General features: G+C 65.4%; 13 protein-coding genes, 1 tRNA gene and 1 pseudogene. 6 read left to right on the top strand and 9 right to left on the bottom strand.

All coding sequences use genetic code 11. The features are described 5' to 3' along the window. Positions 1-65: 65 nt before the first annotated feature. The 6 genes from AB4Z48_RS31975 to recA form a co-directional block, all read right to left on the bottom strand. Entirely contained in the window at positions 66-761 is a 696-nt protein-coding gene (locus AB4Z48_RS31975; protein ID WP_441621468.1) for a TerC family protein, read from the bottom strand. A gap of 334 nt (positions 762-1,095) precedes the next feature. Then, positions 1,096-1,977, bottom strand: a complete 882-nt coding sequence (gene sucD / locus AB4Z48_RS31970) for a succinate--CoA ligase subunit alpha (RefSeq protein ID WP_441621466.1) — start codon at positions 1,975-1,977, stop codon at positions 1,096-1,098. A 90-nt stretch (positions 1,978-2,067) separates the two neighbouring features. Then, positions 2,068-3,234, bottom strand: coding sequence for an ADP-forming succinate--CoA ligase subunit beta (gene sucC, locus AB4Z48_RS31965; RefSeq protein ID WP_441621464.1), 1,167 nt, complete (start codon positions 3,232-3,234; stop codon positions 2,068-2,070). Between the two features lie 68 nt (positions 3,235-3,302). Beyond that, positions 3,303-3,977, bottom strand: coding sequence for a DUF2889 domain-containing protein (locus AB4Z48_RS31960; protein ID WP_441621463.1), 675 nt, complete (start codon positions 3,975-3,977; stop codon positions 3,303-3,305). Between the two features lie 348 nt (positions 3,978-4,325). Next, the gene (gene recX / locus AB4Z48_RS31955) at positions 4,326-4,793 is read right to left on the bottom strand and encodes a recombination regulator RecX (RefSeq protein WP_441621461.1); all 468 of its coding nucleotides are present in this window, start codon (positions 4,791-4,793) and stop codon (positions 4,326-4,328) included. A 112-nt stretch (positions 4,794-4,905) separates the two neighbouring features. Beyond that, positions 4,906-5,973: a recombinase RecA gene (gene recA, locus AB4Z48_RS31950; protein ID WP_441621459.1), complete on the bottom strand. Its 1,068-nt coding sequence runs from the start codon at positions 5,971-5,973 to the stop codon at positions 4,906-4,908. A gap of 274 nt (positions 5,974-6,247) precedes the next feature. Between recA and AB4Z48_RS31945 the strand changes: the two genes are divergently transcribed. The 5 genes from AB4Z48_RS31945 to AB4Z48_RS31925 all read left to right on the top strand — a co-directional run bounded on the left by AB4Z48_RS31945 (position 6,248) and on the right by AB4Z48_RS31925 (position 11,130). After that, on the top strand, positions 6,248-6,934 hold the full coding sequence (locus tag AB4Z48_RS31945) for a response regulator (protein WP_441621457.1): 687 nt from the start codon (positions 6,248-6,250) through the stop codon (positions 6,932-6,934). A gap of 82 nt (positions 6,935-7,016) precedes the next feature. Further along, a complete protein-coding gene (locus AB4Z48_RS31940; RefSeq protein WP_441621455.1) occupies positions 7,017-8,591 on the top strand; it encodes a sensor histidine kinase N-terminal domain-containing protein in 1,575 nt (524 codons plus the stop codon). Beyond that, positions 8,588-8,926: a DUF4212 domain-containing protein gene (locus tag AB4Z48_RS31935; protein ID WP_441621453.1), complete on the top strand. Its 339-nt coding sequence runs from the start codon at positions 8,588-8,590 to the stop codon at positions 8,924-8,926. Before AB4Z48_RS31940 ends, AB4Z48_RS31935 begins: the two co-directional genes overlap by 4 nt. Positions 8,927-9,183: 257 nt before the next feature. Beyond that, the gene (locus tag AB4Z48_RS31930) at positions 9,184-10,884 is read left to right on the top strand and encodes an MFS transporter (RefSeq protein WP_441621451.1); all 1,701 of its coding nucleotides are present in this window, start codon (positions 9,184-9,186) and stop codon (positions 10,882-10,884) included. 169 nt (positions 10,885-11,053) lie between these two features. After that, a tRNA-Met gene (locus AB4Z48_RS31925) sits at positions 11,054-11,130 on the top strand. A gap of 274 nt (positions 11,131-11,404) precedes the next feature. Here the strand turns inward: AB4Z48_RS31925 and AB4Z48_RS31920 are convergent. After that, entirely contained in the window at positions 11,405-11,758 is a 354-nt protein-coding gene (locus tag AB4Z48_RS31920) for a hypothetical protein (protein WP_441621542.1), read from the bottom strand. On the opposite strand from AB4Z48_RS31920, the pseudogene AB4Z48_RS31915 reads away from it, so the two are divergent. Beyond that, positions 11,739-12,284: pseudogene (locus AB4Z48_RS31915) on the top strand (AraC family transcriptional regulator); the annotation flags it as partial. The gene AB4Z48_RS31920 and the pseudogene AB4Z48_RS31915 overlap by 20 nt on opposite strands. A gap of 102 nt (positions 12,285-12,386) precedes the next feature. Here AB4Z48_RS31915 and AB4Z48_RS31910 read toward each other — a convergent pair. Both AB4Z48_RS31910 and AB4Z48_RS31905 read right to left on the bottom strand, forming a co-directional pair. Beyond that, entirely contained in the window at positions 12,387-14,051 is a 1,665-nt protein-coding gene (locus AB4Z48_RS31910) for an ABC-F family ATP-binding cassette domain-containing protein (protein ID WP_441621449.1), read from the bottom strand. 637 nt (positions 14,052-14,688) lie between these two features. Then, positions 14,689-14,998 (bottom strand): fumarate hydratase C-terminal domain-containing protein (locus AB4Z48_RS31905; RefSeq protein ID WP_441621447.1); only part of this gene is annotated, 310 nt, incomplete at its 5' end.

Raw genomic sequence — 14,998 nt, 5'->3', positions numbered from 1 at the left:
CAAGGTGCACCGTCCGTTCACGGAGCCGTCCGATCCGGACGGCTCCGCTTCAATACGTCATGCCGTCAGGCTGGCTGCGCCGCGCGTTTCTGCAGCAGCTTGCCGACCAACACCACCAGCGCCGCACCGATGATGCCGAACACAAGGTGCGCATGCGGCACGTGCATCTCGAACCAGGCGGCGTCCACGGGATCGCTCACCAGCATTTCGCCGGCCAGGTAGCCCAGCAGCGCGGCGCCCAGCACGATGATGACGGGAAAGCGGTCCATGACCTTGAGCAGGATGGTGCTGCCGAACACGATCAGGGGGATGGACAGGCCCAGGCCGAGCACCAGCAGCATCAGCTGGCTGCCTTCCGGTCCCTTCTGCGCCGCGGCGGCCACGGCCACCACGTTATCGAGCGACATCACCAGGTCGGCGATCAGGATGGTGCGGATCGCGGCCCAGATATTGTCCTTGGCCGAATGGCCGTCTTCGTCGTCTTCGCCGGTCAGCAGTTGCACGCCGATATAGACCAGCAGCAAGGCGCCGACGATCTTGAGGTAAGGCAGGCTGAGCAGCTTGACCGCGGCAACCGTGAGCACCACCCGCATGATGATGGCGGCGGCGCTGCCCCAGAAGATCGCTTTCTTCTGCTGGGCGGGCGGCAGGTTGCGGGATGCGAGCGCGATCACCACGGCGTTGTCGCCGGAGAGCACGATATTGGTCAGGATGATGGATCCCAGCGCGATCCAGAACGCGGTGGAGGACAGCAGTTCCACGGTAAAGCTCCTCGAGTTTTCTTAAATTATGATTCGAACGCCGCATGGCGACGGGCGATCCAACCGACGACGTCCAGCCGATGATGACGGAATTCGGATGTCTGAGTCTTCAGACATGAGATTTACCGTATCAAGCTTTCGATTCGGTTTCAATCGCCAGTTCGCCAGCCTCGGGAGATACCCTAGGTTCCTGGCGTCCCAGAATGACGCGCCCCCGCGCGAAGGCGGGGGCATCGAGGGCCGGCGGCGCACCTGCGTTCAGGCAGGCCACCCCGGCACCGGCAAATCTCCCGCCCTCGGGCGGGGTCCGCCAGATATCACCAGAAAGCGGCGATTACAGGATCGACTTCAGCAGGCGGCCCATTTCCGACGGATTCTTGGTGACCTTGATACCGCAGGCTTCCATGATTTCCAGCTTGGCTTGCGCCGTGTCGGCACCGCCCGAGATCAGCGCGCCGGCGTGGCCCATGCGCTTGCCCGGAGGCGCGGTCACGCCAGCGATGAAGCCAACCACCGGCTTCTTCATGTTGTCCTTGATCCACTCGGCGGCGTTGGCTTCGTCCGGACCGCCGATTTCGCCGATCATGACCACGGCGTCCGTTTCGGGATCGTCGTTGAACATCTTCATGATGTCGATGTGCTTCAGGCCATTGATGGGGTCGCCACCGATGCCCACTGCCGACGACTGGCCCAGGCCCAGCGCGGTCAGCTGGCCCACGGCTTCATAGGTCAGCGTGCCCGAGCGCGACACCACGCCGATGCGGCCCTTGCGGTGGATATGGCCCGGCATGATGCCGATCTTGATTTCGTCCGGCGTGATCAGGCCAGGGCAGTTCGGTCCGAGCAGCAAGGTCTTCTTGTTGCCCTTACGCATCTTGTCCTTGAGCTCCATCATGTCGCGCACGGGGATGCCTTCGGTGATGCAGACCACCAGGTCCAGGTCAGCGTCGACGGCTTCCCAGATCGCGGCGGCGGCGCCTGCGGGCGGCACGTAGATCACGGAAACGGTGGCGCCGGTGGAGTCCTTGGCGTCCTTCACGCTGGCGTAGATGGGAATGCCTTCGAAGTCTTCGCCGGCCTTCTTCGGGTTCACGCCGGCCACGAAGCAGTTCTTGCCGTTGGCATAGTCGCGGCAGCCACGGGTGTGGAACTGGCCGGTCTTGCCGGTGATGCCCTGGGTGATGACCTTGGTGTCTTTGTTAATCAGAATCGACATGCTGTAATCCTTTGCTTGGCTCCAAGCAGCGCGGGGCCTGGCCCGGCGCGCTGCTCGCGTCGCGTTTTGTTGGCGTTCGTGCGTCTTGGCTTACTTGCCCGCGGCCGCAGCCACCACCTTCTGGGCGGCTTCTTCCATGGTGTCGGCAGCAATGATGGGCAGGCCCGAGTCGGCCAGCATCTTCTTGCCGATTTCCTCGTTGGTACCCTTCATGCGCACGACCAGCGGCACGGACAGCGACACGGCCTTCGACGCAGCGATCACGCCTTCGGCAATCACGTCGCAACGCATGATGCCGCCGAAGATGTTGACCAGGATGGCCTTCAGGTTCGGGTTCTTCAGCATCAGCTTGAACGCTTCGGTCACCTTCTCGGTGGTGGCACCGCCGCCCACGTCGAGGAAGTTGGCCGGCTCGCCGCCGAACAGCTTGATGGTGTCCATGGTGGCCATGGCCAGGCCGGCGCCGTTCACCAGGCAGCCGATGTTGCCGTCCAGCGAGATGTAGGCCAGGTCGAACTTCGAAGCTTCGATTTCAGCCGGATCTTCTTCGTCCAGGTCGCGATAGGCGACGATTTCCGGGTGACGGAACAGGGCGTTGGAGTCGAAGTTGAACTTGGCGTCGAGCGCGATCACCTTACCGTCGCCGGTCAGGATCAGCGGGTTGATTTCGGCCAGCGAAGCATCGGTGTCCCAGAATGCCTTGTACAGGCCTTGCAGGGCCTGGCGGGCTTGCGCCACGCTCGCGTCGGGCACGCCGATCTTGCGGGCGATGTCGTCAGCGTCGGCATCGGCCAGGCCGGTTGCCGGATCGATGATCAGCGTGTGGATCTTTTCCGGGCTGTGGGCAGCGACTTCTTCGATGTCCATGCCGCCTTCGCTGGAAGCCATCAGGGCCACCTTCTGCGAAACGCGGTCCACCACCAGGCTGACGTAGAGTTCCTTCTTGATGTCAGCGCCTTCTTCGACCAGCAGGCGGTTGACCTTCTTGCCTTCCGGGCCGGTCTGGTGCGTGACCAGGGTCATGCCCAGGATGTTGCTGGCGTAGGTCTTCACATCGTCGATGCTCTTGGCCACCTTCACGCCGCCACCCTTGCCGCGGCCGCCCGCGTGGATCTGCGCCTTGACGACCCAGACCGGGCCGCCCAGTTGCTCAGCAGCCTTCAGGGCCTCTTCGACCGAGAACGCGGGGATGCCGCGCGGAACCGGCACATTGTATTTGCGCAGGATTTCCTTGCCTTGGTACTCATGGATATTCATGCGTGTTTCCTTTCGGGTAGGCGTAAAAGTGTAGAGATGGAATCTCGGCGTTTTGCAGGCCGTGCGACTTAGCCGGACGTGCCGGTAGGCCTGCGGGATACGGCGCCGCCTTCGGCGGCGGCGAGCGCCTCCGCTGGCTGCGCCGCCGGGGTCGGGGACCCTTCGGTCCTGATCCTCGGCTTCGGCTGGTGACCATACCAGCGCGGGTAAAACTGGCGCACCACCTCACCTTCGAAATGCAGGGCATGGCAGCCGTGCAACTGGTAAGGGGGTTCGGGATTGGTGTCTTCGGCGCCGGCGTCGCGAATATTGATGACGTCGCCGGCAAAGGCCTGGATCGCGGTGGTCGGCAGCACGCCGGCCAGCTCGGTCAGGTGGGTGCAGCCGGCCACGCCGGACAGACGTTCGCGCACCGCCTTGCGGAAGCCCTTCATCAGGTTCAGGCCGATGAGCTTGCGGTAGGCCGGGCCGATGGTGTCGCACTGCCCGGGGTAAGGCACCCAGTCAGAACAGGCATCGGCGTCCACCACATTCATGCGCACGTCGATCGTGACGCGCAGCCACAGGTCATGCAGGGGCTCGCCCACCGGGCGCACGCCGCCGCCGGCCAGCGGGATCGCACGCGGCTTGGTGTCGGTCAGGCGCGCTTCGATATCCCACAGGCCATCGTCCCTAAGATAGGCCTCGGCCGTGATGGCACGACGATGGCGCAGGGAGCGGTTGACGGGCGGGGAAAGCGGCATGACAGCAGGCTGGAGCGGGGGGAACGGACGGCTAATGAACAGCTACGAACGACCAAAGGACTGCTTTTGGGGGCGGCTGGGCCGGAAAACCGCAGGATTTTAACATGACGGACAACTTTGGCCGGGAACTAACTGCACGCGGTGCTGTTGGAGGCGATTGTCGGGCGGCGGATCGCCTGCTGCGGTGCGGGAAAGCGCGCCCCGAGGCGGTCATGCGGCCCGCGCGGCCAGGCTGCGCGCGGCGCGAATACGCCTACTTGCAACGCAGGTATGCGCCCCGTGCCGGTGCATGATATTGCGGGTGCGTCACGTCGCGCAGGGACACGCCACGACCCGCGGCGGCCCACCTCAGTCGCCGCCGTCCAGCCACTCGTCCGCGCCCTTGATGATGCGGCTGACCACCGAGCGGGAGAAACCGCGGGCCACCAGGAAGCGGATCTGCCTTGCCCGCTCTTCCGGCGTGGCCGGCGGGGCGCCGAAGCGCTTCTGCCAGACCGCGCGGCCCCGCTCCAGCTCGGAATCGCGCAGGCGCTCCTGCAGGTCGGCCAGCTGATCGCTGCCGAGCTGGTGGGTGCGAGCCTCCTGCATGACGCGGGCGGCACCGTAGCGGCTGGCGCGGCGGTGCACCAGGCTGTCGACGAAGCGCGCATTGGACAGCCAGTTCTCGCGCTCGAGCGCGTCCAGCAATTGCTCCAGGGCTTCCGGGGACTCCGCGTGCGGGGCCAGCTTGCGAGCCAGCTCCGTGCGGCTGTGCTCGCGGCGCGACAGGTAGCCGACCGCGCGGGCCTTGAGGGAGAGAGGGGGACGGGTGGCCATGAAGAAAGACGTCGCGAATGCACACCAAATGACACCGGGGCGGCGCGCGCTGTCGCACGTGCCGCCCCGGTCAGGCTCGGATCGCGGCCGGGATTGCCCCGGCCGGCTGCGCTCAGGCCTCGGCGGCAGTGACCGCGGCGGCAGGCGTGCCGTTCATCAGCACCACGCCCAGCGATTCGCGCACCTTGTTCTCGATCTCGTCGGCGATATCGGGATTCTCGCGCAGGTATTCGCGCGCATTGTCCTTGCCCTGGCCGATCTTCTCGCCCTTGTAGCTGTACCAGGCGCCCGACTTCTCGACGACCTTGGCATCCACGCCGAGATCGATGATTTCGCCCTGGCGCGAGATGCCCTGGCCATAGAGGATGTCGAAGAACGCCTCGCGGAACGGCGGCGAGACCTTGTTCTTGACCACCTTGACCTTGGTTTCGTTGCCGATCACGTCGTCGCCCTTCTTGATCGAGCCGATGCGGCGGATATCGAGGCGGACCGACGCGTAGAACTTSAGCGCGTTRCCGCCGGTGGTGGTYTCRGGCGARCCGWACATCACRCCGATCTTCATGCGGATCTGGTTGATGAAGATCACCAKGCARTTSGWGCGCKWGATSGWGSCSGTSAGCTTGCGCAGCGCCTGGCTCATCAGGCGGGCCTGCAGGCCGGGCAGCGAATCGCCCATCTCGCCTTCGATTTCGGCCTTGGGCACCAGTGCCGCCACCGAGTCGATGACGATCAGGTCGACCGAGCCGGAGCGCACCAGCGCGTCGGTGATTTCCAGCGCCTGCTCGCCGGTGTCGGGCTGGGAGATCAGCAGATCACCCACGGACACGCCCAGCTTGCCGGCATAGTTGACGTCGAGTGCGTGCTCGGCGTCGATAAAGGCGCAGGTGCCGCCCAGCTTCTGCATCTCGGCCACCACCTGCAGCGTCAGCGTGGTCTTGCCCGAGGATTCCGGACCGTAGATTTCCACCACGCGGCCGCGCGGCAGGCCGCCGACGCCCAGCGCGATGTCCAGGCCCAGCGAGCCGGTGGACACGACCTGGATATCCTGATCGATGTCGGCTTCGCCCAGTTTCATGATCGAGCCCTTGCCGAACTGCTTCTCGATCTGGGCCAGCGCGGCCGCCAGCGCCTTCTGCTTTTCGGCGTTCACGCCAGCACTCGCCTTCTTGCCGTCATCCATGGTCGTCCTTCCATCAATGGTGTATAAATAGGCCGCATGTGGCGCGCTGCCTGCTTTTGCGGGCTTGCGCCCGCCCCGCGCCGCGCAACTCGCCACGCGACTTGCGCGTAAAAGAGGCGGCTAGTAATCCGGTAAATGCCGGCCCGCGCAAAGCGCGACCGGAACAAGCGGGTACTGTATAAAAAAACAGTATGCTTGGCAAGCCCCACCCGCGTCACCTGGCAACGACGGGTCACAAAAGGTGCGCCAAAGCCGAGCCTGGGTGGAGACAACCATGCGTATTCTGATCGCCGAAGATGACGATGTGCTGGCCGACGGCCTCACGCGCTCCCTGCGCCACTCCGGCTATGCCGTAGATCATGTCGCCAGCGGGGTGGAGGCCGATTCGGCGCTGTCCACCCAGACCTTCGACCTGCTGATCCTCGACCTCGGCCTGCCGCGCATGCCCGGCCTGGAAGTGCTCAAGCGCCTGCGCGCGCGCGGCGCCATGGTGCCGGTGCTGATCCTGACCGCGGCCGACGGCGTGGACGAGCGCGTCAAGGGACTGGACCTGGGCGCCGACGACTACATGGCCAAGCCCTTTGCCCTGTCCGAGCTGGAGGCACGCGTGCGCGCGCTGGTGCGGCGCGGGTCCGGCGGCGGTGCCACGCTGACGCGGCACGGGCCGCTCGCCTTCGACCAGGTCGGCCGCATCGCCTACCTGAACGAACAGATGCTGGACCTTTCCGCGCGCGAGGTGGGGCTGCTGGAAATCCTGCTGACCCGCACCGGGCGGCTGGTATCGAAGGAGCAACTGGTGGACCACCTGTGCGAATGGGGCGAGGAGGTCAGCAACAACGCCATCGAAGTCTACGTGCACCGGCTGCGCAAGAAGATCGAGGTGGGCGGCATCCGCATCGCCACGGTTCGCGGCCTGGGCTATTGCCTGGAGAAATTCCAGGCTGCCGCGGTCCACGGCTAGGAGACACCATCCGCGCCTTGCCTTCCCCTGCTTACCCTGGTTACGCCACTCCGGCCACTCCGGACCACCCTACTCCCGTCTCATGAGCCTGCTGCGACTGCCCCGGCGGCGCGCGCGGGCCGCACGGCCCGCGCCGCCCGCATCGTCCCCGGACGGATCCGCCTCGCCGGATGCCGGCGTCGCCGACGAAGCGCTGGCCGAAGCCCTGCCGCACCTTGAGGACAGCGCCGGCCATCCGTCCCCGCGCTCGCTGTTCGGCGAGATCCTGGACTGGATGCTGGCCCCGCTGCTGCTGCTCTGGCCGATGAGCATCGCGGTGACCTACCTGGTGGCCAAATCCATCGCCAACGGCCCGTTCGACCGCTCGCTGGAAGCCAGCGCCATCGTGCTCTCGCAGCAGGTGCGCGAGGTCAACGGGCGCGTCACGCTGCAGCTGCCGCTGTCCGCGCGCGAGATCCTGCGTGCCGACGAGAGCGACAACATCTACTACCAGGTAGTCGGCACGCACGGCGAGTTCGTGGCCGGCGACAACGACCTGCCGCTGCCCAGCGAGGACGACCGCGGCCACGCCGGGCTGGTGTCGCTGCGCGACGACCGGGTGGCCGGCAACGACGTGCGCGTCGCCTACACCTATGTCGATCTCAAGCACGGCGGCGACACGCAGCCGGTGCTGGTGCAGGTGGGCGAGACCCTGGACAAGCGCGCGCGCCTGGCCAACGAGATCATCAAGGGCGTGATCCTGCCGCAGTTCGTGATCCTGCCGCTCGCGGTGGTGCTGGTGTGGTTCGGCCTGACGCGCGGGCTGGCGCCGCTGACCGCGATCCAGCAACGCATCCGCGCGCGCAATCCCGGCGATACCAGCCCCATCGACGAGCACGCCGCGCCGCAGGAGATCACGCCGCTGGTGGCGTCCTTCAACGACCTGCTGGCGCGCCTGGACATGTCGGTGCAGACACAGAAGCGCTTTATCGCCGATGCCGCGCACCAGATGAAGACCCCGCTGGCCGGGCTGCGCATGCAGGCCGAACTGGCGCAGCGCGAACAGTCGCCCGAGGAATTGCGCAAGTCGCTGGCGCAGATCGCCGGCAGCTCGGAACGCACGGCCCACCTGGTGACGCAGCTGCTGTCGCTGGCGCGCACGGAGAACCTGGCCGGTGCCGGCAGCATGGCGCCGCTGGACCTGGGCGCGCTGGCGCGCGAGGTGGTCAAGGACTGGCTGCCGCAGGCCTGGGCCCGCAGCATCGATCTCGGCGTCGACGCCGACGATCATCCCGTCATGGTGCAGGGCAACCGCCTGATGCTCACTGAAATGCTGAACAACCTGATCGACAACGCGATCCGCTACACCCCCGCGGGCGGCCACGCCACCGTGCGCGCAAGGGCGGACGCCTTCGAACCGTTCGCCTACCTCGAGGTGGAGGACACCGGCCCGGGCATCCCGGTGGCCGAGCGCGAGCGCGTGATGGAGCGCTTCTACCGCGTGCTGGGCACGCAGACCCAGGGCAGCGGCCTGGGCCTGGCCATCGTGCGCGAGATCGTGCAGCAGCACGGCGGCGATGTCAGCATCGTCGACAACGTCTACCAGTCCGAGCCGCGCCTGGCCGGCGCCTGCTTCCGCATCACGCTGCGCCGGCCCGTCGCCGGAGATACGGCATGAGCGGCGCCGCCCGCCCGCCCGGCCCGCGCGCCGCGGCAGGCCAGCCCGGTTCGGCCGCGCGGCACGCGTGGCGCCGCAACCTGCGCTGGATCGCCGCGCTGCTGGCAATCTGGTTCGTGGTCACCTTCGTGGTCAGCTGGTTCGCGCGCGAGCTGCGTTTCGACTTCTTCGGCTGGCCCTTCTCGTTCTGGGTAGGCGCGCAGGGTGCGCTGATCATCTACGTACTGATGGCAGCCCTCTACGCCTGGCGCATGAACCTGGCTGACGACGAAGCCGGCGAGGACGAAGCCGCCGCCCGGCCCGGGATGGACGCGCGGCGGGAGGATGCTGCATAGCAAGAAGGCGCCTGCGCCGCGTCGCGATGAACCCTCCCGCGCCCAACCCGGACCCCGGACGTCGCGCCGCAACAATCCCGCACCCCGCATTTCGCTAGCGTATACCCCGAGCGTTTAGTGGCGAACTCGGCGGAAATTGTCAGAACTCAGTAAGTTTCGCCTCCCACAATCCATTGAACTTCGGTGACTGTCCCGTGTCCGCAAGCGCGTTCCGGCTGTCCACCCGAAAGATTCCGATGACAAAACGGAGGAGACAAATGGCTAATGCGCAGAACGTGGCGATGCCTGGCGGCAGCGCCCAGGGCACGGCGATGACGGCCGAAGAGAGGAAGGTGATTTTCGCCTCCTCGCTCGGCACGGTATTCGAGTGGTACGACTTTTACCTGTACGGTTCGCTGGCGGCCATCATCGCCAAGCAGTTCTTCGCCGGGCTCGATCCCACCGCGGCCTTCATCTTCGCGCTGCTGGCATTCGCCGCCGGCTTCATCGTGCGGCCGTTCGGCGCACTGGTGTTCGGCCGCCTCGGCGACATGATCGGGCGCAAGTACACATTCCTGGTGACCATCCTGATCATGGGTGTGTCGACCTTCATCGTGGGCCTGCTGCCGGGCTTCACCACCATCGGCTGGGCGGCGCCGATCATCCTGATCGCGCTGCGCATGCTGCAGGGCCTCGCGCTCGGCGGCGAGTACGGCGGTGCCGCCACCTACGTAGCAGAGCACGCGCCGCACGGCAAGCGCGGCGCCTACACGGCGTGGATCCAGACCACCGCCACGCTCGGCCTGTTCCTGTCGCTGATCGTGATCCTGCTGTGCCGCAACCTGACCGGAGCCAACTTCGACGTGTGGGGCTGGCGCATCCCGTTCCTGGTCTCGATCCTGCTGCTGGCCGTGTCGGTGTATATCCGCCTGTCGATGAGCGAATCGCCCGCCTTCCAGAAGATGAAGGCCGAGGGCAAGACCTCCAAGGCACCGCTGACCGAAGCCTTCGGCCAATGGCGCAACATGAAGATCGTGATCCTGGCGCTGGTGGGCCTGACCGCCGGCCAGGCCGTGGTCTGGTACACGGGCCAGTTCTACTCGCTGTTCTTCCTGACCCAGGTGCTCAAGGTCGACGCCACCACCGCCAACCTGCTGATCGCGGGCGCCCTGGTGATCGGCACGCCGTTCTTCATCYTSTTCGGCTSGCTSTCYGACAAGATCGGCCGCAAGTGGATCATCATGGCCGGCTGCGCGCTGGCGATGCTGACCTACTTCCCGCTGTTCAAGGCCCTCACCCACTACGCCAACCCGGCACTGGAACGCGCTCAGCAGACCGCCCAGATCGTCGTCACCGCCGATCCCAAGCAATGCTCCTTCCAGGGCAGCCCGATCGCCCGCGAGATCGATTTCCGCAGCTCCTGCGACATCGTCAAGCGGACCCTGGCACAAGCCTCCGCCAGCTATGAAGTGGTGGAAGCCCCGGCCGGCACGGTGGCCTCGGTGAAGATCGGCGACAAGCAGATCAACGCCTTCAACGCCTCGCTGGATTCCGCTGGCCACAGCTTCGACGACGCCAGCAAGAAACAGATCGCCGCGTTCAAGAAGGAAGTGGGCGGCTCGATGGCCTCGGCCGGCTACCCGACCAAGGCAGACCCGGCGCAGATGAACACCATCATGGTGCTGGTGGTCCTCGTCATCCTGGTCATCTACGTGACCATGGTGTACGGCCCGATCGCCGCCATGCTGGTCGAACTGTTCCCGACCCGCATCCGCTACACCTCCATGTCGCTGCCGTATCACATCGGCAACGGCTGGTTCGGCGGCCTGCTGCCCACCATCTCCTTTGCCCTGGTGGCGCAGAACGGCAATATCTACTACGGCCTCTGGTACCCGATCATCATCGCCGGCGTGACCCTGGTCATCGGCTCGCTCTTCGTCCGCGAGACCAAGGACGTGAATATCTACGCGAACGACTGAGACTGATGGTTGTACAGGACTGATCCGGTAATCAGTCGCTCCAGCCGGCGGGCCGCAAGGTCCGCCGGCTTTTTTCCGGCTGGCGCAGGCGGCTTCCGGAGGTCCTCGAAACTTTTTTGCGGAAGGTGTTGACAGGATCGAAAGCCAAGGTATAATTTCGGTCTTCAACGGCGAATTAGCTCAGTCGGTTAGAGCGACGGAATCATAATCCGCAGGTCCGGGGTTCGAATCCCTGATTCGCCACCATATTTCTGGCTCTCTCTTCGTTTGCGACAGAGAAGGCTGGCAAGCAGTACGCATCATGTGAAAACCCCTTTCGGCCGACAGGCAGGAAGGGGTTTTTGCATTGTGGCCTCCCGAAGTTCGACTTCCGGAGAACATGGTTTCATGGATGCGCGACATATTCGGCGCTTGACTGGGACGTCAGCTCTGAGCACGGCTTCGGCCATTTCGCGATGCACTCTGAAGCCTCCAAGCGGATGCCCCGGCGTTGCCGCCGGGGCATCCGCATTCCTCTCAATCAATCCGCGAAATCGGTGGCCTCGGAGGAACCCCTCCACACTTCGAGGTCCTTCGCGACGGCCCTGGCCTTGTCTGCCGCAAGTTCGTTGGCGATCTTGCCCGCAAACAGATGCAGCGGCGGCGATTCGACGCTGGCGGCCTGGATGATCAATCGTGCCAGCTGGTCAGGATCTCCAGCCTGGTGGCCGTGCAGCGTGCCGAGATGCAAGTCGAGCGAAGCCTTGGCCTCCGAGTAGTCGTCGATCTGGCGCTTGGCCACTGCAAGCGCACCGCTCGACAGGAAATCGGTGCGGACCGGACCGGGATAGACCACCGTGGCGCGAATGCCGCTGCCGACAAGCATCGTGTCCACGCGGCTGGAGGGCGACCTTGCCGGCGCCACGATACGGTTGCTGGAAGTATTGACGGTGCCGCTCGATGCACAGGTGCTGGGGCCAGGTATCGTGCGAGAGATCTGCTATCGCGTGCTGACGGGCGAGCAAGGCGGGTCGATGCGTGCGGCGCTGGCGCATCACGGCCGGTTCGGACGCGTGGCGCGGGCACTCAAGCGGATTCACACCGATTACGCGACGCCGCTCAACGTCGCGCGTCTTGCCGAGGAAGCCGGCATGAGCGTGCCGGCGTTTCACGCCAACTTTCGCACGGTGACGCAGACATCCCCGATCCAGTACATCAAGTCCACCCGCCTTCATCAGGCGCGATTGATGATGATCCGCGACGGCGTGACCGCCGCGGCGGCAGCGGGGCGCGTCGGCTACGAAAGCGCGTCCCAGTTCGGCAGGGAGTTCAAGCGCTTGTTTGGCCGGACGCCGGTCGAGGAAGTGCGCGACATGCGCGAGTCGTTCACGCTCTCGCCGGCGGTCCGTTTCGGCACGTAGGCACTCACTAAGCGGCCACATCCACATGGAGCGCGCCCAACGCGGCAAGCTGCGGCCCATCGGCGCGGGTCGCCGCCAGGGGCTATCTCAGGCGATGACCTTCTACTCTGCGACAGGCTGCTCGCGCATGCGACGGGCTTCCTCACGCAGGAACTGCTGGTAATCGTCCAGATCGCCGTCGAAGGGCTCGACGCCGCCCTTGGTGACCAGCCAGAACTCGTCGCATACGGCGCGCAGCAGGGCCCGGTCGTGACTGACCAGCATCACCGTGCCTTCGAATTCGTTGAGCGCCATGCCTAGCGCTTCGCGCGTGGCCAGGTCGAGGTGGTTGGTAGGCTCGTCGAGCAGCAGCAAGTTGGGGCGCTGCCACACGATCATGCACAACACGAGCCGTGCCTTTTCGCCGCCGCTCATCGTGCTAACCGCCTGATGGACCCTGTCGCCACTGAAGTTGAAGGTGCCGAGGAAGGTGCGAAGCGATTGTTCGGTGCCACTCTGGCCGGGGGCGCGCATGTGCGGCGGCGTGTCCTTGGCAAGGCGGATCATGTGTTCCATCGGCGTGTCGAGCGGGCGCAGCACGTCGAGTTCCTGCTGTGCGAAGTAGCCGATGTTCAGGCCTTTGCCTTCGCTGATTTCGCCGGCAATCGGCGCCAGCGCGTGCGCCACCGTCTTCACCAGCGTGGACTTGCCTTGGCCGTTGGCACCGAGAATGCCGATGCGCTGCCCGGCCAGCACGGAACGGTTGATGCCCCGCACGATGACCGTGGGCGGCGTGCCCGGCAGTGCGCCGGCCGGCGCCGGGTAGCCGAAGCTCGCGTCCAGCATCGACAACAGCGGGTTCGGGACGTTGAGCGGTTCCTTGAACTCGAAGTTGAACTCTGCGTCGGCAAGCACCGGTGCGATCTTCTCCATGCGTTCGAGCGCCTTGACCCGGCTCTGCGCCTGCTTCGCCTTCGAGGCCTTGGCCTTGAAACGGTCGATGAATTTCTGCAGGTGGGCGATCTTGTCCGCCTGCTTGGCCACCGCGGCCTGCTGCAACACGAGCTGCTCGGCGCGCATGTCTTCGAACTTGCTGTAGTTGCCGCCATAACGCACGAGCTTGGCGTTGTCGACGTGCACCGTCACCTGCGTCACCGCGTCGAGGAATTCGCGGTCGTGGCTGATCACTACCAGGGTGCCTTGATAGCGCTTGAGCCACGCTTCCAGCCAGACCAGCGCGTCGAGGTCAAGGTGATTGGTCGGCTCGTCGAGCAGCAGCAGGTCGGACGGGCACATGAGCGCGCGCGCCAGCTGCAGTCGCATGCGCCAGCCGCCGGAGAAACTGTTGACCGGGTGGCTGAGCTGCTCGGCACTGAAGCCAAGGCCCAGGATCAGCGCTTGGGCACGTGCGGGGGCGTCGTGTGCACCGGCGTCGTGCAGGGCCATGTAGGCGTGCGCCATGAGCATGCCGTCGTCGCTGGCCTCGGCGGCGGCTACTTCGGCCTGCGCGGCCAGCAGCACGGTGTCACCCTCGACCACGAAGTCGGTCGCGCTCTGCTCGGTCTCCGGCATATCCTGTGCGACCTGCCCCATCTTCCATGCAGCGGGAATCGAGAACTCGCCGCTGTCTTCGTGCAGCGTGCCGTTGAGAAGACCGAAGAAGGACGACTTGCCGGCGCCATTGCGGCCGACAAGACCAATCTTTTCGCCGGGGTTGAAGGTGGCGGACGCGCTGTCGAGTACGACATTGACGCCGCGGCGCAGCGTGACATTACGGACGGAAATCATAGGGAACCACTTCGGAGAAGATCGGCATCATAGCCGACCGGACGTGCAGGCCCGTCTCTTTTCTGGCCGCACGCCTGAAGAGCCGCTTGCGCCTTGCAGCGCCCACCGGCCACAAAGCAAGGCAGGCGCTGGCGCACCGGGCGTTCCGGCTGAAAAGCCGGCGAACATGGCGGTGAATGACGGTTCTTGGGCCGGGAAGCGCCATTGTGCAGGTGGCTTGAGCCATGGGCGGCGAACGCGCCAAGTGCGGAACCGAAGTATTCGAGCGCAAGCAAGGCACCGTAGAACGGGGCCACGGAGATCGCGAGAAACCTGCAGACCGAGCCGGACGTACAGTGGCACGCCTCGTTGCGCAGGGACATTGCTCGATGAGTGACGCCGAGAGCACCCGCCGGCCCGCTGTCATTCTGATCCGCGGCTCCCGCCCTCGACGGCCGTTCGCACGGCTCCGACGTAGATGCGTGAACGCCTTCGAGCCAAAGGCGCTGCGGGATCCCCAGATTCAAACCGGTCCGTTCTGCGGCCTGAAACCCCCATGCTGACAACAACAGTTGTCAGCATGGGACGTTACCAGGCTTTGAAAAGCACTCTGCCACGAAGGGCGCAGCGCAGCTAAACATGCGGGGTAGCGTCAGTATCATGCCGCCGCAATGCGCCAGGTCCGCGGTCCGCTTTCGTGGACGCTATTGCCGCTGGCATCCACGGCGACGACGAGGGGCAGGTTCTCCACATCGAACTCGTAGATGGCTTCCATGCCGAGATCGCCAAACGCAAGGACGCGAGAGGACCGGACCGCCTTGGAGATCAGATAGGCGGCGCCTCCGGTCGCCGCCAGATAGACGCAGCCGTTTTTCACGATCGCGCCGATCGCATCCGGTCCGCGCTCGGCCTTGCCGATCATGCCGATCAAGCCGGTGGACGCAAGCATGCGCTCCGCAAACTTGTCC

Origin of the sequence: Cupriavidus sp. 2TAF22 (assembly GCF_052115045.1) — a bacterium.
Taxonomy (GTDB): domain Bacteria; phylum Pseudomonadota; class Gammaproteobacteria; order Burkholderiales; family Burkholderiaceae; genus Cupriavidus.
The sequence above is the reverse complement of the archived record's forward strand: the minus strand, read 5'-3'. Positions and strand labels throughout refer to the sequence as shown.

What these genes read in the sequence shown, in the direction of transcription:
- sucD (WP_441621466.1), bottom strand. Translation starts at nt 1,977, where the DNA reads ATGTCGATTCTGATTAACAAAGACACCAAGGTCATCACCCAGGGCATC.
- sucC (WP_441621464.1), bottom strand. Translation starts at nt 3,234, where the DNA reads ATGAATATCCATGAGTACCAAGGCAAGGAAATCCTGCGCAAATACAAT.
- AB4Z48_RS31960 (WP_441621463.1), bottom strand. Translation starts at nt 3,977, where the DNA reads ATGCCGCTTTCCCCGCCCGTCAACCGCTCCCTGCGCCATCGTCGTGCC.
- recX (WP_441621461.1), bottom strand. Translation starts at nt 4,793, where the DNA reads ATGGCCACCCGTCCCCCTCTCTCCCTCAAGGCCCGCGCGGTCGGCTAC.
- AB4Z48_RS31945 (WP_441621457.1), top strand. Translation starts at nt 6,248, where the DNA reads ATGCGTATTCTGATCGCCGAAGATGACGATGTGCTGGCCGACGGCCTC.
- AB4Z48_RS31940 (WP_441621455.1), top strand. Translation starts at nt 7,017, where the DNA reads ATGAGCCTGCTGCGACTGCCCCGGCGGCGCGCGCGGGCCGCACGGCCC.
- AB4Z48_RS31935 (WP_441621453.1), top strand. Translation starts at nt 8,588, where the DNA reads ATGAGCGGCGCCGCCCGCCCGCCCGGCCCGCGCGCCGCGGCAGGCCAG.
- AB4Z48_RS31910 (WP_441621449.1), bottom strand. Translation starts at nt 14,051, where the DNA reads ATGATTTCCGTCCGTAATGTCACGCTGCGCCGCGGCGTCAATGTCGTA.